The sequence below is a fragment of the Nocardioides silvaticus genome (assembly GCF_003160695.1).
Taxonomy (GTDB): domain Bacteria; phylum Actinomycetota; class Actinomycetes; order Propionibacteriales; family Nocardioidaceae; genus Nocardioides; species Nocardioides silvaticus.
In genome coordinates, this window is record NZ_QGDD01000001.1 from 538894 (window position 1) to 557585 (window position 18692).

Sequence of the window (18692 nt, forward strand, 5' to 3'; positions counted from 1 at the left end):
CTCGGTCGTCGAGTAGCCGCCCCTCGGTCGTCGAGTAGCCCGAGCGCGCTAGCGCGAGGGCGTATCGAGACGCAACGACTGTGCCCACCCACCGTCGAGCGGTCACCTCACCGCGTCTCGATACGTCGCTCGCTGCACTCGCTCCTACTCGACGACCAACGCCCTCGGTCGTCGAGTAACCCGAGCCCCTCGGTCGTCGAGTAGCCCGAGCGCGCTAGCGCGAGGGCGTATCGAGACGCACCGACTGTGCCCACCCACCGTCGCGCGCGCATCTCACCACGTCTCGATACGTCGCTGGCTGCACTCGCTCCTACTCGACGACCGAAGCCCCTCGGTCGTCGAGTAGCCCGAGCGCGCCAGCGCGAGGGCGTATCGAGACACCGTGACGTACCTACGGCCTCACGCCTCACACCGCGGCTTGGACTCGGTCACGCACACGTCCCCACCCGCGCCGCCGTCGCCGACGTCGAAGCCCTTGCCGCCGAGCAGCAGGTCGTTGCCGCCGAGTCCCTTGAGCCGGTCGTTGCCACCGAGGCCGTTGAGGAAGTCGCCGTTGTTCGTGCCTTCGAGCACGTCCGCCTTGCGGGTGCCCTTCATGACCTCGACCGAGGCGATGGTCACCACCCGGTCGCCCCAGGTCGCCTTGCCGCCGCGCAGGCTCGCCTTCACCCCGCGCTTCACCTTCTCGAAGGTCAGGATGTCAGCAGACTTCCCGCCGTCGGCGTGGCCGCCGCCCTTGGTCAGCACCTGGAACAGGTCCTTGCCGGAACCGCCGCGCGAGGTGCCGCCGCGCATGACGAACCGGTCGTTGCCGCCCCCACCGACGGCCACGCCGGTCTTGCGGACGATGAAGATGTCGTTGCCGGGTCCGCCCTGCGCCTCGCCGGAGCTCACCCGCAACAGGTCGTCGCCGCCGCGGCCGTCGACGACGTCGGCGCCGCCGCCACCGTCCAGGTCGTCGGTCTTGTCGCTGCCGTTGACGGTGTCGGCGAACGGGCTGCCGACGAACCGCTCGGTGTTGCCGATCGTGTCGTGGCCGGCGCCGTCGACCACCCCTGTGGCCCAGTTGACGGTGACGGCCGCCTCTGCCTCCGCGTAGCTGACGGCGTCCTTGCCCGGGCCGCCCGTCACCAGGTCGTCGCCCGCGCTCTCGAGCGCCACGTCGCGGCCGCCGCCGCCGCGGAGGGTGTCGTTGTCGGCCTCGCCGCGCAGGATGTCGTCACCTCCGCCGCCCCGCAGCTCGTCGTCGCCGAGGTAGCCGTAGAGCTTGTCCTTGCCCTTGCCGCCGTCGATCCGGTCGTCGCCCGGGCCGCCGAAGATCCGGTCGTTGCCGGCGCCGCCGCAGACGACGTCGTTGCCATCCTTGCCGTAGAACTTGTCGTCGCCCGCCCCGAGGATCACGACGTCCGGCAGCAGGGTGCCGTTGATGACGTCGTCGTCGTCCGTGCCGGTGATCGTCGGCGTCTGGCCGAGGCAGGTCTCCCCGCCCGCGGCCGCCGGCGCGGTGAGAGTGGGAACGAGGGCGCAGGCGGGTGCGACCAGGACGAGGGCTGCGAGAGTACGACGCATGCCCGGTCAACGACGCGACCGTGCTCAGGTGCCGACCGTTCTTTACCCATCCGCCAGCTGAGACGGATCAAGCCTTCCGTAACCAGCTCGACCGGAGGCTGAAGTCGAAGCGGAACTCCTCACCGGTCCGGGTCACCGATCCCCGGCTGCCGACGATGCGGATCTTCAGCACCCGCCCGTTCCAGGCGCCGTGCCCGTCGCGCTTGCGGATCTCGAGCCGCTGGAAGTCGCCGATGCCGGGGAACCTCGCCTCGATCTTGGTCGCGGGCAGCCGGTAGCTCCACCCGTTCACCGGGTCCCAGGAGTCCTGCTTCGCCACCTGGTAGGGCACCGAACCGGCGACCGTCCAGCCGCCGTTGCTCGAGGAGAACTCGGTGAACGCCGCCTTCCCACCGCTCAGCAGCACCTCGCCGGCGGTCGCCCGGATCGCGGCGTCGCTGGCCGGGTGGCTGTCGCCGATGCCGCCGTACACCTGGCAGGACGTGGAGCTGCAGATGTCGTAGTAGGCGCGCGGGTGGTCGCGGGCGTGGTCGGCATAGGTGCGCGCTGCGACCGCCTGCGCCCGCACGGCCTCCGGGTGCCACTTCGCCGGCACCTCGCGCGGCACGACGCCGCGGAGGTAGGCCTCGAGCGCCACCACGTTGACCGTGTCGCGGTCACCCTCGGGCGAGGTCACCGAGCGCAGCGTGCCCTGGTAGCGGCGGGTGCCGGCCGGGTCGATCAGCGAGAGCGGCTTCTTGCCGAAGAACTCGGCCTCGCCGGCCACGACCTTGTGGGAGCGCCACCGCTCGAGGAAGTACGACACCCGGGTCGACCTTCCGCCGTCGGCCGCGGTCAGCCGCCAGCGGGTCGCCCGCGGGGCGACGTCGCCGAGCTTCCACGTCTTGCCGGTCGACAGCTGCCGCACCGACAGCCCCGTCGCCTGCTGCACGATGACGTCGTCGCCGGTGTCGGAGGAGATGAGCACCTCGATGTTGCCGCGGGCGGTGCCGATCTCGAGGCGCGGGTAGTAGAACCGGAGGATCTGGCGGTAGGTCTTGTCGTGCTTCGAGGCGGCCGCCTGCGCGCCGTACTGCGACATGCCGCGGCCATGGCCGAAGCCGCGACCCTCGAGGTCCACGGCCGCCGGTCCGCGCCGGGTCTCGGTGGGCCGGGCCTGCGCAGGCGGCGCAGCGATCCCCAGCAGTGAGACTGTGAGGAGGAGTCCGAGAGCCCTGCGCATCCGCCCGAGACTAGTGCCTCAATTCAAACCCGTGGCGCGAGCGGAATAGTCTTGTTGGCTATGACCGAGATCCAGCAGGCCCCTGACCCGACGAGCACCGAGCCCGGTGCCGTCGTGGTACCGGACAAGCCTGCCCTCGAGGGTCTCGAGGAGAAGTGGGCCGAGCGGTGGAAGGCGGACTCGACGTACGCCTTCGACCGCTCGCAGCCGCGCGCGAACGTCTACTCGATCGACACGCCGCCGCCGACGGTGAGCGGCAGCCTGCACGTCGGGCACGTCTTCTCCTACACGCACACCGACCTGATCGCCCGCTACCAGCGGATGACCGGCAAGTCGGTCTTCTACCCGATGGGCTGGGACGACAACGGCCTGCCGACCGAGCGCCGGGTCCAGAACTACTTCGGCGTTCGGTGCGACCCGTCGCTGCCGTACGACCCCGACTTCACCCCGCCGGAGAAGCCGGACGCCAAGCGGCAGATCCCGATCAGCCGCCCCAACTTCGTGGCGCTGTGCGAGCAGCTCGTCGAGGAGGACGAGAAGGTCTTCGAGTCGCTGTGGCGCACGCTCGGCCTCTCGGTCGACTGGGACGCGACCTACACGACCATCGGGCCGAAGGCGCAGGCCGTCAGCCAGCGCGCGTTCCTGCGCAACCTGGCGCGCAGCGAGGCGTACCTGCAGGAGGCGCCGACCCTCTGGGACGTCACCTTCCAGACCGCCGTCGCGCAGGCCGAGCTCGAGGCGCGCGACTACGCCGGCCACTACCACCGGATCGCCTACCACCGCGCTGACGGCTCCCCTGTGTACGTCGAGACGACGCGACCCGAGCTCGTCGCCAGCGCGGTCGCGCTGATCGCGCACCCCGACGACGAGCGCTACCAGGAGCTGTTCGGCACCACGGTCACCTCGCCGGTCTTCGGCGTCGAGATCCCGGTCCTGGCGCACCCCGCCGCCGAGATGGACAAGGGCGCCGGCATCGCGATGTGCTGCACGTTCGGTGACCTCACCGACGTCCAGTGGTGGCGCGAGCTCAACCTGCCGGTCCGTACCGTCATCGGCCGTGACGGCCGCCTCCACCGGGAGACGCCGGAGTGGCTGTCGAGCGAGACCGCCTCGGCGGCGTACGCCGACCTCGCCGGCAAGACCGTCTTCTCCGCCCGCGAGGCGATGGTCGCCAAGCTGCGCGAGACCGGCGACCTCGACGGCGAGCCGACCCCGACCCAGCGGATGGCGAACTTCTACGAGAAGGGCGACAAGCCGCTCGAGATCGTCTCCACCCGCCAGTGGTACGTCCGCAACGGCGGCCGCGATGCATCCGTCCGCGACCAGATGATCGCGCGCGGCGCGGAGATCGAGTGGCTGCCGCCGCACATGCGGCACCGCTACGACAACTGGGTCGGCGGCCTCAACGGCGACTGGCTGATCTCGCGGCAGCGGTTCTTCGGGATCCCTTTCCCGGTCTGGTACCCGCTCGACGCGGAGGGCGAGCCCGACTACGGCAACCTCCTGCTGCCGACCGAGGCCGACCTGCCGGTCGACCCGTCGACGCAGGCGCCTGCCGGCTACACCGAGGACCAGCGCGGCAAGCCGGGCGGTTTCATCGGCGACCCCGACGTGATGGACACCTGGGCCACCTCCTCGCTCACCCCGCACATCGCCGGCGGCTGGCTCGACGACGAGGACCTGTGGGGCCGGGTCTTCCCGATGGACCTGTGCACCCACGCCCACGACATCATCCGCACCTGGCTGTTCGGCCGGGTCGTCCGCGCCCACTTCGAGAACCACACGGTCCCGTGGTCGCACGCGATGATCTCCGGCTTCATCGTCGACCCCGACCGCAAGAAGATGTCGAAGTCCAAGGGCAACGTGGTCGTGCCCAACGAGATCCTCGACAAGTACGGCGCCGACGCGGTCCGCTGGCGCGCCGCCATCGCTCGCCCCGGCCTGGACTCGCCCTTCGACGAGACCCAGATGAAGGTCGGGCGCCGGCTGGCGATGAAGGTCCTCAACGCCTCGAAGTTCGTGCTCGGCTCGGTCGGTGCTGTGGAGTTCTCGCCTGCCGCGGTCAGCGAGCCCGTCGACACCGCTCTCCTGGGCAGGCTGGCCTCGGTGGTCAACCGGGCGACCGAGGCGTTCGAGGCCTACGACTACACCACCTCCCTCGAGGTCACCGAGAAGTTCTTCTGGGAGTTCTGCGACGACTACCTGGAGCTGGTGAAGGAGCGCGCGTACGGCGGCGAGGACGCCGCCTCGCTCCCCTCCACCTCCGCCAAGGCCACCCTCGCCCTGGCACTGCACGTCCAGCTCCGGTTGCTGGCCCCGTTCCTGCCCTACGTGACCGAGGAAGTCTGGTCGTGGTGGCAGGAGGGCTCGGTCCACCGCGCCTCCTGGCCGACGGTCACCGAGCTCGGCTCCGCCAGCGCCGCCGACGGTTCCGCCATCGACGCCGTCGCCGCTGCGCTCGCCGGCATCCGCGGCGCCAAGTCGACCGCCAAGGTCAGCATGCGCACCGAGCTGTCCCGGGTCGAGATCACCGGCCCCGAAGCGCTCATCAAGCACGCCGAGCTCGCCACCACCGACCTCCGCGCCGCCGGCAAGATCACCGGCGACCTCGTCTTCACCATCTCCGACGAGAGGACCGACCTGACGGTCGAGGCGGAGATCGCCCCGCCGCCGGCCGAGTAGCTCGCTCGGCCTGGTCGGTCGAGCTTGTCGAGACCAAGACCATCGGTGGTCGAGTAGGCCGAGGCGCTAGCCGAGGCCGTATCGAGACCCGGTGACGTACCCGCCGACAGCGCGAACCGTCAGAATCGTCCGATGACCGACCTCGCGGACCTCGCCCGCACCACCCTCGCCAAGAACAGGTTCATGGTGCTCGGGACCGTCGACCCGTCAGGCCGACCGCGGGTGTCTCCTGTCTGGTTCTCGCTCGTGAACCACCGGACGGTCTATTGGCTGTCCTCGCCCGACGCCCACCACTCCCAGAACATCGAGCTCCGCCCAGACGTGAGCATTGTGGTCTTCGACTCCAGCGCCGCTCCGCACACCGGCCAGGCGGTGTACCTCGAGGCCACAGCCGAACGAGTCCCCAGCGCGGAGCTGGAGGCCGCGTGCGCCGAAGCGTTCCGCGACGTGGACGAATCCCTCTCCCACACCGCCGAGAGCCTGCAGTGGGAGCCGTTCGTCCTCTACCGCGCTCACATCACGGCAGCGGAGGTCCACGTGCGCGGACGCGATTTCGGCGACGGCACCGGTACGGACCGACGGGTTCCGATCCAGTTCTGACAACACTCGCCCGGTTCACGGCAATCGCCAGACAAGCCCTCCATTCCGACGTACTGTCCCAGCCTCGTGTGACACCCGTACCTGGAGGATCTCGTGCATCGTCGGCTCGTTCTCGGTCTACTCACCGTCATGCTGGGCGCGCTCTGCTCGCTGGTCGCGTCGCCTCCGGCATCGGCCGCAGATCGTGACTGCAGCGACTTCGCGAGCCAGCGTGCTGCCCAGATCTTCTTCCTGAACCACGGTGGACCGCGCTCGGACCCGCACCGATTGGACAGCGACGGCGACGGGATCGCGTGCGAGACGAACCCCGCGCCGTACTACTACGGCACCACGCCTCCGGGCGGCGGAAGTGACAACCCGCCACCGGGGCCGACCGCCGTCAAGTCCACCGTCCAGCTCAGCCTGGACCCCGGCAAGCGGATCACCGGCGAGTCCTACCGGCTGAAGGTCACGGTCAAACCCGCCATCAGCCGAAAGGTCGCCATCCAGCGGAAGGTGAACGGCCGCTGGAAGTCGTTCGCTTCAGGGACCACCAGCCGTGCCGGCAAGTTCTCGAAAGCTCTCGAGGCGCCGAAGGCCAAGGTGACGTATCGCGCCACCGTGCAGACAGTCACGAAGGGCAACAAGAAGTACTCGGCCGCGATGAGCAAGGCCCGCACTCTCTCGATCCAGCGTCAGCTGGTCGAGCTGTCGTTCGACGACCGTAATGTCGCCGAAGGCGACCAGGTCCAGGCTTCCGTTCAGGCGAGCCCCGTGCGGACAGATCGGCCGGTGACCTTGCAGAAACGGACCGCCGGCACGTGGGAGACGGTGAGGACCGGCACCTTGAACCGTCGTGGCCGGGCCAGCTTCACGGTCAAGCCCGAGCTCGGCCAGAACGCCTATCGCGCCGTCGTGCTCCGCTTCAAGGGAGCAGTGCCGGCGCATTCCGACACCGAGACGGTCACCGCCGCCGACGTGACGCCTCCGCCGGTGCCCTTCAACCTCGTGGCCACGCCCGGTGACGCGACGGTCCAGCTCAGCTGGTCGCGCAACCTCACCCCGGACTTCGCCCGCCACGACGTGTACCTGCGCACCGACACCACCACCTGGACCCTCGTGACCTCGACCCCCTCCCAGAGCGTGGAGATCACGTCGCTCCAGAACGGCACGACGTACTGGTTCGCGGTCACGAGCGTGGACAGCAGCGGCAACGCCTCGGCGAAGTCGATCGAGGTGTCCGCGACCCCCGCCGGCGCTGCTCCGAGGCAGCCTCGTCGCCTCGTGCTGAGGTGACCTGACGGCGTCGTTGTCGTGGGCCGGCTGCCTCGCGCTGGAGGAGACCTGACCAGTCCTGTGACAGGATCTCGAGATGTCGAAGGATCGGGTCCTGGCGATCATCCAGGCCGGCGGCGCGGGCGGCCGGATGGACGTCCTGACGCGCGAGACAGCGAAGCCCGCGCTGCCGTTCGCGGGTGTCTTCCAGCTCGTCGACTTCCCGCTGTCCAACCTCGCCCACAGCGGCATCAGCGACGTGTGGCTCTCGGTCTCGTTCCAGGGGTCCTCGCTGGAGGAGCAGGTCGCGAACGGCCGGCCGTGGGACCTCGACCGCACGACAGGTGGCCTCCGTCTCCTGATGCCTCAGGAGGGCACCGGGTCGACGGACGAGGAGGGCTTCGCCAAGGGCAACGCCGACGAGCTCTACCGGTTGCGTGACCAGATCCGCGCAGCCGACCCGGCGTACGTCCTGGTGATGAGCGCCGACCACGTCTACAAGTTCGACTTCAACGATGCCCTGGCGACCCACCGCGAGCAGGATGCGGACTGCACGGTCGTGACCAGCGAGGTCTCGCTGGAGGAGGCGTCCGACCACGCGGTCGTCGAGGTCGACGAGGAGGGCACGGTCACCGACTTCGCCTACAAGCCCGACGAGCCGCGGAGTACGACGGTCGCAACTGAGATCTTCGTCTACCGGCCGAGCACCTTGGTCGAGACCCTCGAGCAGCTGCACCGCGAGCTGGCCGCCGACAGCGGCGAGGGCGACTCCGGACTCGAGGACTTCGGCGACCACCTCCTGCCGCGACTCGTCGAGCGGCACCGCGTGGTGGCCCATCCGATGACGGGCTACTGGCGCGACCTCGGCGAGCCGCACAAGTACCTCCGAGCGCACCGCGACGTCCTCGTCGACGACCAGGGCGTCCTCGACGACCGCCGGTGGCCGATCCTCACCCGGCAGCCGCAACGGGTGCCGGCCAGGGTGCTCGAGCACGGTCGCGTCATCGACAGCATGGTCAGTCCCGGCTGCCGGGTCTCGGGCGAGGTCGTGCGCAGCGTGCTCGGTCCAGGTGTCACGGTGGAAGCCGGTGCTGTCGTTCGCGACAGCGTCGTGTTCGCCGACACCGTCATCGAGGCCGGCGCTCGACTCGACTGGGCGGTCGTGGACCGCGACTGCGTGCTCGGCCGCAACGCCGCCGTCGGCGCGCCTGCGACGGACATCGACGACCCGGATGGCGTCGTCCTCATCGGACGGGGCTCCCGCCTCGGACCAGGGACAGAGCTGGCCGCGGGCGCCCGCCTCGAGCCGGGGAGCAGCGCTTGACGAAGGGTGCTCGCTAGCGCACCGGTGAGTTTCGGGGCCGGAACTGGTCATAGTCCACGGACCCTTCTGTGACCACAATTGGAGCCACTCTTGAAGCTGTTGCTCACGTCCGGCGGCATCACCAACCCGACGATCCGCGCAGCGCTCGTCGAGCTGCTCGGCAAGCCGCTCGAGGAAGCACACGCGCTCGTCATCCCGACCGCGCAGTGGGGCCAGCCAGCGTGCAGTCCGCAGTCCGCGCGCGGCGTGGTCGCCGCGGAGGGCAGGTGGACGGCGCTCACGGGGCAGGGCTGGGCGTCGCTCGGCCTGCTCGAGCTGACCGCGCTGCCGAGCGTCGGGCAGGAGCGGTGGGAGCCGTGAGTCCGGGAGGCCGACGTGCTGTTGGCCGACGGCGGCGAGGCGACGTACCTCTGCCACTGGATGCGCGAGTCCGGCCTTGCCGACCTGCTGCCGTCGCTCGACGACAAGGTCTGGGTCGGGGTCAGCGCCGGGAGCATGGTGATGACGCCGCGGATCGGCGAGGAGTTCGTCGACTGGTCGGGCGCACCGGACGACCGGACCCTCGGGGTCGTGGACTTCTCGATCTTCCCCCACCTCGGCTTCTTCGAGACCAACACGATGGAGGCCGCGGAGGAGTGGGCGGCGAAGCTCGGCGGGCCGTCGTACGCCATCGACGAGGACACCGCGATCAAGGCCGTCGACGGCTCAGTCGAGGTGATTTCCGAGGGGCAGTGGCGAAGGTTCGAGGCCTGACCACGACGTACGGCAGGACGAGCTCATCAACCGAGGAGGAAGCACATGCCGGATCTCATGGTCGACGTCATCACCTCGCTGGACGGGTACAGCGCAGCCGAGGGCTGGCCCGGGCTCTGGGGCATGGGCGGACCCGAGTACTTCGAATGGCTGGGCGAGGACTCGGCCGGCCGGTTCACGACGCTGATGGGCGCGACGACGTACCGCCTGTTCGCCGGCTTCGAGGAGTCCGGGGAGGAGGACCTCAGCGAGCTGACCGCGATGGACAAGGTCGTGTTCTCCAACACGCTGGCTGAGCCGCTGAGCTGGGCGAACACCCGCCTCGTGACCGGTGACGCGGTCGACGCGGTCCGGGAGATGAAGGCGGACGGCGACAAGCCGCTGCGCACCATCGGCAGCCCGACCCTGTGCCGGTCGCTGCTGGCCGCCGGGCTGGTGGACAAGCTCCGGACCGTGGTGTTTCCCGTGGTCACCGGCAGGACCGGCCAGGACCCGTTCTACGCCGGGTGGCCGGACGTCGCGCTCGACACGGTCCAGCACCGCACCTTCGACGGACGGCTGCAAATGATGGAGTACCTGCCGACCGTGCTGGACGGGCCACCCGCGCACGACTGATGTTGCCCTGTCGGCGGTCGCGCCTAGCGTCGTCCTCATGTTCGCGCCGCTCCCCTCATCCGCGCTGTTCAGGCACGCGGAGGTGCGCGACGGGTTCGAGGCGGTGTGCTTCCGGCCGGAGAGCGAGCGGTTCCGGCTGGAGGGTGGCACGGCGGCAGTCGAGGACGGCGTGCCGTGGTCGGTGCAGTACCGCGTCGCGGTCGACGACGCGTGGCGCACGACGTACGTCGAAGCGACCGGCGTCTCGCCCTCGGGACACCACACGATGACCGCCGAGACGCGGGACGGCCGCTGGTGGGTCGATGGCAAGCTGCGACCGGACCTCGACGGCTGCGTCGACATCGACTTCGAAAGCTCCCTGGTGACCAACACCCTCGCGGTCCACCGCATCGACCTCACGCCGGGGAGACCGATGGAGGTGCCGGCTGCGTTCGTCCGCGCCGACGACCTGCGCGTCGAGCGGATGGAGCAGACCTACCTGTGCCTCGAACACGGCCCCGCTCGGACGACCTTCGACTACTCGAGCACGACCTTCGACTTCGCCTGTCGCCTGGTCTTCGACTCCGCCGGTCTCGTCGTCGACTACCCCGGCATCGGGTCGCGGCATGCCTGAGTTCACCTGGCTACCGGCCAACCGGGCGGCGGTGGAGGACGTGGACGCGGTCTTCGACACCAGCGGCGCCCGCAAGTGCCGCTGCCAGGCCCTGAAGGTGCCGGGCTGGATCTGGCGCGACACCACCCAGGAGGAGCGGGACGCGGCACTGCTCGAGCAGACGGCATGCGGCACGGAGGGTCCGACCTCCGGCCTCATCGGGTACGTCGACGGCGAGCCTGCCGGTTGGGTGGCCGTCGAGCCGCGCGCGAACTACCCGCGGATCTGGGCTCGGAAGCAGCCGTGGATGCGGATGGATCCCGACCTGGAAGGTGTGTGGGCGGTGACCTGCTTCGTCGTACGGAAGGAATGGCGCCACACCGGGCTGATGTACGAGCTCGCCGCCGCCACCGTCGACTACGGCCGCGCGGCCGGCGCCGCCGTCCTGGAGGGCTACCCGATCCAGCCGCCCGAGGGGAAGACGGTCATCTGGGACGAGGCCTCCGTCGGGCTGCTGCAGGTCTTCCTCGAGGCCGGCTACGAGGTCGTGGCCTCCCCCACGCTGCGGCGCCGGGTGGTACGACGACGACCGGACGGTCCTGCCTGACCAGGTCGATGTCGAGAACGGTGGAGCGGCTCCGTCCCAGGTCCACAGCACCCGGAAACCTGGAGGATGAGAGACATGGCGCAGATCAAGAACTTCGACCACATCGGGGTCACTGTCGCCGACCTGGACGCGGCGGTCGACTTCTTCGTGCGGCTCGGGCTGGAGCTCGAGGGCCGGACCTACGTCGAGGGCGTGTTCCTCGACACGGTCTGCGGCATCCCGGACGCGAGGACGGAAGTCGCGATGCTGGTGCCTCCCGGCGGCGGGTGCCGGCTCGAGCTCGCCCGGTTCGTCCGGCCCGACATGACCCCCGGCAACCCGGACGCCATGGCCGCCGAGGTCGGCCTCCGCAACGTCTGCTTCGAGATCACCGACCTGGAGAAGGAGGTCGAGCGGCTGGCCGAGGAGGGCTACGGGCTGGTCGGCGGGATCGGCCGCTACGAGGACCAGTGGCTGATGGCCTACGTCCGCGGGCCCGAGGGGATCGTCGTCTCGCTCACCGAGCGGATCGGCTGAGGGTCGTCATTGCCACTGCGGCCTATGGGTCACGCTGGCGAGGACGACCGCGAGCATGGGGGACCATGGGCCCATGACCGAGCAGTCCACTGACCACGGCCCGTTCCTCGACCGCTGCGTCGAGCTCGCGCGCGAAGCGTTGGACGCCGGCGACGACCCGTTCGGGTCGGTGCTGGTGAGCGGCGCGGGCGTCGTACTCGCCGAGGCGCGCAACAAGGAGCAGACGGCGGCCGACCCGACGGCCCACCCCGAGCTCGAGCTCGCGATCTGGGCGAACCGCAACCTCTCTACCAACGAGCGCGCGGCGGCGACCGTCTACACCTCCGGCGAGCACTGTCCGATGTGCGCTGCCGCCCACGGCTGGGTCGGGTTGGGGCCGATCGTGTTCGCGGCGTCGTCGGCGCAGCTGACGACGTGGCGGGCGTCGTGGGGGCTGCCGGACTCGCCCGTCGCCTCGATCCCGGCCTCCGCCGTGCTTCCCGGTACGACGGTCGTCGGCCCGGTCAGCCCGTACGACGAGCTGATGATGCCGATCCATCAGGACGCGGCTGCCCGCCGGGGCTGATGCCCCACTCCAACCGACCACGGTTGACGTGATCGCGGAGGATCGCATCAACCTGGTTGATCGGATCCTCCGCACTGACGTCAGTCGAAGGACTTGCCGCGCAGCCGCTTGGTCTCACTGCGCCGCTTCTTCTGCTCCAGGCGCCGCCGTTGCGCGCTCTTCGACGGCTTGGTCTTGACGCGGGGCGGAGGCGGTGGCTTGAGCGCCTCCTCGAGCAGGTCGGCGAGACGGTCCTCGGCGGCGCGGCGATTCTGGAGCTGGGAGCGTCGCTCCGCCGCAACCACCACGACCTCGGCGCCGAAGCGAGCGAGCAGCCGCTGCTTCACGTCGTCCGGGAACGCGGCCGACCCGGCGAGGTCGTACGTCAGCCGCACCCGCGTGTCGGTGGTGTTGACGTGCTGGCCACCGGGTCCCGAGGACCGGGAGAAGCTCCAGGTCAGGTCGGCATCGGGGATGACGTACCCGCGGACTGTCAGCACGGGTTCATCATGCCGACGTTTCGAGCTCGCCGATTGCCGCTCGTACTCCCCAAGTCCACTGCCGTCGGCCGCGCCACCACACGACGCGGCAGCCGGTCCGGCGTTGAATGAGTATCGGTGCTCAGGTGGGCATCAGCCAGGTTCGGGACGCTGATCGGTATGTACCCCACTGCGGCGGAGGCGTTGCTCATCGCGGCCGGCATCTCGCTCGTGCTCGTGATGGCTGCGCTCGGCGTCGCGCGGCTGAACGGGACGGGCTTCGCCATCGGGATCGCCGGCCTCGCGATTGTCGGGAGCGTCGTCGGCGATTGGGTGGTGACCATCTGGTTCTACGGCCTCTCGATGGCGACCAGCGGCGGCGGCGAAGGTCTCCTGGAGGTCGTCTACTACGGGCACCCCTGGCTCACCCCGCTGGGGCTGGTCACTGTCGCCCGCTGGCCTACTGGAGGCGGAAGCGCCGACTCCACGGGTCAGGTGCGGCGGAGCAGCCGCTTCCACCATGGACGCGTCGTTGAGGCAGGTGCGTGTCCCGTCTCGGCCCGCTTGACCGCGTCGACGCCGACCACGATGCCGTCCTTGCCGTTGGCGCGGATCGGAGCCTCGATGGCGCCGTGCTTGTTGAGCTTCAGGGCCTGCATGTTCTTCCAGAGGTCCGAACCGAAACCCTTGTCAGTCATGCGTCCAGTATGGCTTGCGGCGTCTCGATACGCCCTCGCCTAGCGGCTCGGGCTACTCGACGACCGGGCGAGCGGCGTCGCGATACGTCGCTCGCTCCTACTCGACGACCGAGAGCGGTCCGGGCTACTCGACGACCAGCGGTCACCCGCGGCGTCGCTTGATCTCCTCGTTGATGGCGGGGACCACCTCGTGCAGGTCGCCGATGACGGCGTAGTGCGCCTTCGAGACCATCGGCGCCTCGGCGTCGGTGTTGATGGCGAGGATCGTCTTCGCGGACGAGCAGCCGGCCCAGTGCTGGATGGCGCCGGAGATGCCGCAGGCGACGTAGAGGTCGGGTGAGATTCGCGAACCGGTCTGGCCGATCTGCTCGTGGTGGGGGCGCCAGCCGAGGCTGGTGACCACGCGCGAGACGCCCAGCTCGCCGTCGAGCAGCGAGGTGAGCTCGAGCAGGTCGTCGAACTTGTTGGCGCCACCGGCACCGCGACCCGCGCCGACCACGACCCGCGCGGACTTGAGACCGCCCGAGAGGTCGGCGGCGGGCGGGTCGGACGACACCACCCGGGCGACCAGGTCGGCCGTGTCGACCTCGGGGTTGACCGACACCAGACGCCCGTCGCCGCGAGCCTCGGCAGGCGAGGCCTCGACCGCGTGGCCCGCGACCGTGAAGACCGCAGGTCGCTCGTCGAGGACCATCTCCTCGAGCACCGCGCCGCCGACGACCTGCCGGGTCACGGTGAACGGCGACAGGCCTCCGAAGGACACCACGTTCGCCGCCATCGCGACGCCCTTGCGCGCCGCCAGGTGGGCAAGCACCTCCATGCCCCGCGGCGTGCCGCCGGCCGTCACCACGACCGAGCCGGTGGTCTCGCGCACCGACACGACCGCGCTGGCCCAGGAGGCGCCGCCGTAGGCCGAGAACGCGTCGCCGGTCACGTGGTGCACGTCGCGGACGCCGTACGACGCCAGCTGGTCGGTCAGGCTCTCGGCGGGGACCGGAAGGTCACCGATGACGACGGCGTCGATGGGCACTCCTCCGCCCGCCGCGGACAGGTTGCGCGCGAAGGTGATCGTCTCGCGGGAGACCTCGTCCGCGCCGGACGCGTCGGTCTCCACCAGTACCAGGATCATCGGGTCACTCCGAGCTGCTCGAGGAGGTCGACCACGGCGGGAGCGGCGTCGGCGCCCTTGCCGAGGATCTGGACGGAGCTGGGCTGCGGCGGGGGCAGCAGCAGCCGCACCCGCTTCGCGCCGCGCGGCTCGGTGGCCGGCGAACGGGTCTCGACCTCGACCTTCTTGGCCTTCATCCGGCCGGGCACGGTCGGGTAGCGCGGCTCGACGCCGCCCTCCAGCACCGTGACCACGGCGGGCAGCGGCACCCGGTAGGTCTCGTAGCCGGTCGGGGCCTCGACGCCGGCGACCACGTGGCCGTCCTCGACCGTTACCCGCGCGGCGCCGTTGACCACCGGCCGCCCGAGCTCGTAGGCGAGCCGGATGCCGACCTGGAAGTCGCCGCTGTCGGCGGCGTCGTTGCCGAGCAGCACCAGGTCGTGCGGCCGTCCGGCGGCCTCGTGCTCCTTCACCACAGCAGCGATCTCCCGGGCGACGTCGGAGGGGCCGAACGCGCCCGCGTCGGCCTCGACGTGGACCGCGGCGGTGCAACCGACCGCGAGCGCGGCACGCAGCTGCTCGACGGCCTCGGGCTCACCGAGGGTGAGCACGGTCGCCGTGCCTCCGGTCGCGGCGGTCGCCTGCACGGCCAGCTCGACCGCACACTCCTCGTGGTTGCTCATCGTGTAGCCGGCGAACTTCCCGTCGACGGACTGGCCGTCCTCGGTCAGCACCACCTCGCCGGAGCTGTCGACGACCCGCTTCACGCAGACCAGGACGTTTGTCATCGCAGACGCTCGTTCTCGGGGTCGAGCAGCGGCGTCGCGTCGACCGAGCCGACGGTGACCGGGTAGAGCTCCTCCATGTAGGACACGGCGAGCTCGTTGCCGATCACGGCCTGGTCGGGCGGCAGGTAGGCCATCAGCACGTGCTTGCCGAGCGACGGTGCGGAGCCGGCGGTCGTCACGTAGGGGTGGTGGCCGTGGCCGTCGGTCAGCGTGCCGCCGTCGAGGGTGAGGATCGGCTCGCCGCCGAGCATGTAGCGCTTCGTCCCCGACGCCGAGGTGTGGTCGTCGACGGTCAGCGTGCAGAGCACCGCCTTCGGCGCCTCCTCGCGCTGCTTGAGGTAGGCCTCCTTGCCGACGAACTCAGCCGCCTTCACCTTCGGCCGCTGCATGCCGGCCTCGACGATGGTCCGCTCGGAGTCGAGCTCGTAGCCGTAGGCCCGGTAGCCCTTCTCGATCCGGCCGGTGGTGCCGTAGACGCCGATGCCGACCGGACGGGCGCCGTGCGGTTCGCCGGCTGCGAGCACCGCGTCCCACAGGGCCGCAGCGTCGTCGTACGCGACGTAGAGCTCCCAGCCGAGGTCGCCGACGTAGGAGATCCGCGAGGCGAGGACCGAGATGCCGTCGACCGAGATCTCCCGGCACGTGAGGAACCCGAAGCCCTCGTCCGACACGTCGTCGGAGGTCAGCGAGGACAGGATGTCACGTGCCTTCGGTCCCCAGAGACCGATCGTGGAGACGGAGTCGGTGACGTCGGTCAGCGTCGTGCCGCCGTCGGCCGGCAGCTGGTCGCGGAACGTCTTGCGGTCGACGGGGCCGTGCGCGCCGCCGGTGACGACGCGGAAGTGGTCGTCGCCCAGCCGCATCACGGTGAGGTCGGAGATGAAGCCGCCCGCGGCGTCGAGCACCGGGGTGTAGATCACCTTGCCGAGCGCGACGTCGCACTGCGCGACGCAGGTGCGCTGCACGGTGTCGAGCGCGCCGGGGCCGACGATGTCGAAGATCTGGAACGCCGACAGGTCGATCACACCCGCCGCCTCGCGCATCCGGAGGTGCTCGGCATTGATGATCGGGCTCCACCAGCGGGAGTCCCACTCGTGCTCGCGCGGCATCACCGCGTCGCCGTACACCTCGAGCAGGTCGGCGTTGGACTCGTACCAGTGCGGCCGCTCCCAGCCTGCGGTCTCGAAGAAGAACGCGCCGAGCTTCTTCTGGGACTCGTGCATGGCGGCGAGCCGCTGGCCGCGGTCGGACTCGTACTGCTCGGCCGGGTGGATGATCCCGTAGGTCTTGATGAACGACTCGGTCGTGCGCAGCCGGGTGTGCTCGCGGCGCTTCTGGTGCTCGTGGAAGCGGGCGATGTCGCTGTGCGCGATGTCGATCTCGGAGTGGCCGTAGGTCATCCACTCCGCGACCGCGCGGCCGACGCCCGGGCCCTCCTTGATCCAGACGGCGGCCGCGGTCCAGAGGCCCTTGACCTCGCTCTCACCGAGGATCGGCCAGCCGTCGCAGGTCAGCGAGAGCAGGCCGTTGATCGCGTAGCGCATCTCCGCGCCCTCGGCGCCGAGCAGCTCCGGCATCAGCTCGTAGGCCTGCTCGAGCTGGGGGTCGAAGTCGTCGGAGGTGAACGGCATCTCCGTCGGCGACAGCTTCGACTGCTCGATGGTCGGGATGTCCTCCGGCTCGTGCAGGATCGCGCGGTGGGCGTAGGAGCCGACCTCCATGTCGGCGCCGTGCTGGCGCTCGTAGCAGAAGGTGTCCATGTCGCGCACGATCGGGAAGGTGATCTCACCCTCCTGCTCGGCCAGCTGCGGGCAGGGGCCGACGCTGATCATCTGGTGCACGGCGGGGGTCAGCGGGATGCTCACGCCGGCCATGTCGCCGATCTTCGGGCTCCACACACCGCAGGCGATGACGACGTACTCCGTCTCGATGTCGCCCTGGTCGGTGCGCACCCGGCGGATCCGGCCCTCCTCGACGTCGAGACCGGTCACCTCGACGTTGGGCACCGTGGTGAGCGCGCCGGCCTCGATCGCGCCGTCGCGCATGATCGTGCCGGCCCGCAGCGAGTCGACGACGCCGACGTCGGGCTGCCAGAAGGCGCCGATGAACTGGTCGGTCTCGATGAACGGGACCTTCTCCTTCACGAACTCCGGGGAGACGATCTCGCCCTCGATGCCCCACGCCTTCGCGCTCGACATCCGGCGCCGCAGCTCCTCCATCCGCTCTTCGGTGCGGGCGAGCTCGAAGCCGCCGGACTTCGTGAAGACGCCCATCTCCTTGTACTGCTCGACCGAGTCCAGCGTGAGGTCGGTGATCTCGCGCGAGTGGTCGGTGAGGAAGATGAAGTTCGACGCGTGGCCCGTGGAGCCGCCCGGGTTGGGCAGCGGCCCCTGGTCGATCTGCACGATGTCGCGCCACCCGAGCTTCGCGAGGTGGTGCACGAGGCTGTTGCCGACGATGCCGGCTCCGATGACGACGACCTTGGCCGAGCTGGGGACGGTGGCCATGGGCTCCTACTTTCACGCGGTGGTTGAGCTTGACGACCTTGCGTTGCTTAATACGCAACCGGTCGCACAATGCGAGACACCTAAGAATTGCTCGCGCCCGGCCGGGTGTCAATCCCCCGACCGGGCGCGAATGAGGGCGAAGAGCTAGCCGCAGTGTCGGTTCGAGACCACCGCGGTGATCTCGGTCGGGGTGCCCGCGCCGCAGCGGATGGTCCCCGACTCGAGCGCCTTGTGCGTGCGCCAGGTGCCGTTGGAGTAGAGGACCCACTCGGGGTGCCTCATCACCGGGTGCTTGGTGCAGAAGAAGTCCTTGTACTTGCCGCCGTACTCACGGGTGGCCTTGAACGCGATGAACTCCTTGTTGGTGCTTGCGGTGTTCTTGATCCGCTGCTTCACCGTGGTGGTCCGCGACGTATAGACCTTGGCGAAGCCCACGAATTCGGCACTGAACCGGATCTCGGCCTTGGCCAGCAGCTTGCTCAGCCCCTTCGCCCCGAGCTCGCCGCCCGCGCTCGTGTTGATGGTGGCACGCAGGTCCATGTCCTTCCGGACGTTGCGGATGACCCGCTTGACCCCGCCCGGCTCGAGGACCACGGACCGCGCGTAGGCGACCTTGACCTGGTCCTTGACGCCGATCAGGCGGTAGACGTGCTTGCCTGCGTTGCGACAGCGTTCGCCGAGGACCGGGCCGCGCGCGGCGGTATCGACGGCGATCGTCGCCTCGCGGTCCGCGACGGCGGACGATCCGGGAGAGGTTGCGACGGTGAGGCCGGCCACGAGGCCGAGAAGAGTGACGACGACTGCGACACGTTTGAGCATGGTTGCTCTCCTATC

Annotated in this window: 19 protein-coding genes; 11 read left to right on the forward strand and 8 right to left on the reverse strand. The window is 69.9% G+C overall.

What is annotated here, in order from left to right; all coding sequences use genetic code 11:
- Positions 1–399 precede the first annotated feature (399 nt).
- On the reverse strand, positions 400–1569 hold the full coding sequence (locus DJ010_RS02445; protein WP_109692016.1) for a calcium-binding protein: 1170 nt from the start codon (positions 1567–1569) through the stop codon (positions 400–402).
- Positions 1570–1636: 67 nt separating this feature from the next.
- On the reverse strand, positions 1637–2791 hold the full coding sequence (locus DJ010_RS02450) for a SpoIID/LytB domain-containing protein (RefSeq protein ID WP_109692017.1): 1155 nt from the start codon (positions 2789–2791) through the stop codon (positions 1637–1639).
- A 60-nt stretch (positions 2792–2851) separates the two neighbouring features.
- Here DJ010_RS02450 and valS point away from each other — a divergent pair, with 60 nt between their 5' ends.
- The 11 genes from valS (at position 2852) to DJ010_RS02500 (ending at position 12299) form a co-directional block, all read left to right on the forward strand.
- Positions 2852–5473, forward strand: a complete 2622-nt coding sequence (gene valS / locus DJ010_RS02455) for a valine--tRNA ligase (RefSeq protein ID WP_109692018.1) — start codon at positions 2852–2854, stop codon at positions 5471–5473.
- A gap of 132 nt (positions 5474–5605) precedes the next feature.
- A complete protein-coding gene (locus DJ010_RS02460; RefSeq protein WP_109692019.1) occupies positions 5606–6073 on the forward strand; it encodes a pyridoxamine 5'-phosphate oxidase family protein in 468 nt (155 codons plus the stop codon).
- Positions 6074–6202: 129 nt separating this feature from the next.
- Positions 6203–7348 carry an excalibur calcium-binding domain-containing protein gene (locus DJ010_RS02465; protein ID WP_109692020.1) on the forward strand — a complete coding sequence of 382 codons (1146 nt, stop codon included), beginning with the start codon at positions 6203–6205 and terminating at the stop codon, positions 7346–7348.
- A gap of 76 nt (positions 7349–7424) precedes the next feature.
- Positions 7425–8651 carry a glucose-1-phosphate adenylyltransferase family protein gene (locus DJ010_RS02470; RefSeq protein ID WP_109692021.1) on the forward strand — a complete coding sequence of 409 codons (1227 nt, stop codon included), beginning with the start codon at positions 7425–7427 and terminating at the stop codon, positions 8649–8651.
- A gap of 90 nt (positions 8652–8741) precedes the next feature.
- Entirely contained in the window at positions 8742–9011 is a 270-nt protein-coding gene (locus DJ010_RS22595; RefSeq protein ID WP_245927146.1) for a hypothetical protein, read from the forward strand.
- Between the two features lie 15 nt (positions 9012–9026).
- Positions 9027–9404 (forward strand): Type 1 glutamine amidotransferase-like domain-containing protein, encoded by a 378-nt coding sequence (locus DJ010_RS22600; RefSeq protein WP_245927147.1) that lies wholly within the window; start codon positions 9027–9029, stop codon positions 9402–9404.
- A gap of 45 nt (positions 9405–9449) precedes the next feature.
- Entirely contained in the window at positions 9450–10019 is a 570-nt protein-coding gene (locus tag DJ010_RS02480) for a dihydrofolate reductase family protein (protein ID WP_109692022.1), read from the forward strand.
- Between the two features lie 37 nt (positions 10020–10056).
- Positions 10057–10632, forward strand: coding sequence for a putative glycolipid-binding domain-containing protein (locus DJ010_RS02485; protein WP_109692023.1), 576 nt, complete (start codon positions 10057–10059; stop codon positions 10630–10632).
- Positions 10625–11218: a GNAT family N-acetyltransferase gene (locus tag DJ010_RS02490; protein WP_109692024.1), complete on the forward strand. Its 594-nt coding sequence runs from the start codon at positions 10625–10627 to the stop codon at positions 11216–11218. The genes DJ010_RS02485 and DJ010_RS02490 overlap by 8 nt, the downstream gene beginning before the upstream one ends.
- A 75-nt stretch (positions 11219–11293) precedes the next feature.
- A complete protein-coding gene (locus tag DJ010_RS02495; protein WP_109692025.1) occupies positions 11294–11734 on the forward strand; it encodes a VOC family protein in 441 nt (146 codons plus the stop codon).
- Positions 11735–11807: 73 nt separating this feature from the next.
- Positions 11808–12299 carry a nucleoside deaminase gene (locus DJ010_RS02500; protein WP_109692026.1) on the forward strand — a complete coding sequence of 164 codons (492 nt, stop codon included), beginning with the start codon at positions 11808–11810 and terminating at the stop codon, positions 12297–12299.
- An 80-nt stretch (positions 12300–12379) separates the two neighbouring features.
- Here the strand turns inward: DJ010_RS02500 and arfB are convergent, their stop codons facing one another.
- The 6 genes from arfB to DJ010_RS02530 all read right to left on the reverse strand — a co-directional run bounded on the left by arfB (position 12380) and on the right by DJ010_RS02530 (position 18677).
- Positions 12380–12778: an alternative ribosome rescue aminoacyl-tRNA hydrolase ArfB gene (arfB, locus tag DJ010_RS02505; RefSeq protein WP_109692027.1), complete on the reverse strand. Its 399-nt coding sequence runs from the start codon at positions 12776–12778 to the stop codon at positions 12380–12382.
- Between the two features lie 470 nt (positions 12779–13248).
- The gene (locus tag DJ010_RS21720; protein WP_146207237.1) at positions 13249–13455 is read right to left on the reverse strand and encodes a hypothetical protein; all 207 of its coding nucleotides are present in this window, start codon (positions 13453–13455) and stop codon (positions 13249–13251) included.
- 142 nt (positions 13456–13597) lie between these two features.
- A complete protein-coding gene (locus DJ010_RS02515; protein ID WP_109692029.1) occupies positions 13598–14584 on the reverse strand; it encodes an electron transfer flavoprotein subunit alpha/FixB family protein in 987 nt (328 codons plus the stop codon).
- Complete coding sequence (locus DJ010_RS02520; protein ID WP_109692030.1) at positions 14581–15351, reverse strand: electron transfer flavoprotein subunit beta/FixA family protein; 771 nt, start codon at positions 15349–15351, stop codon at positions 14581–14583. The genes DJ010_RS02515 and DJ010_RS02520 overlap by 4 nt, the downstream gene beginning before the upstream one ends.
- On the reverse strand, positions 15348–17858 hold the full coding sequence (locus DJ010_RS02525; protein ID WP_109692031.1) for a GcvT family protein: 2511 nt from the start codon (positions 17856–17858) through the stop codon (positions 15348–15350). Before DJ010_RS02525 ends, DJ010_RS02520 begins: the two co-directional genes overlap by 4 nt.
- Before the next feature lie 144 nt (positions 17859–18002).
- Entirely contained in the window at positions 18003–18677 is a 675-nt protein-coding gene (locus DJ010_RS02530; RefSeq protein WP_109692032.1) for a hypothetical protein, read from the reverse strand.
- Positions 18678–18692: the final 15 nt, after the last annotated feature.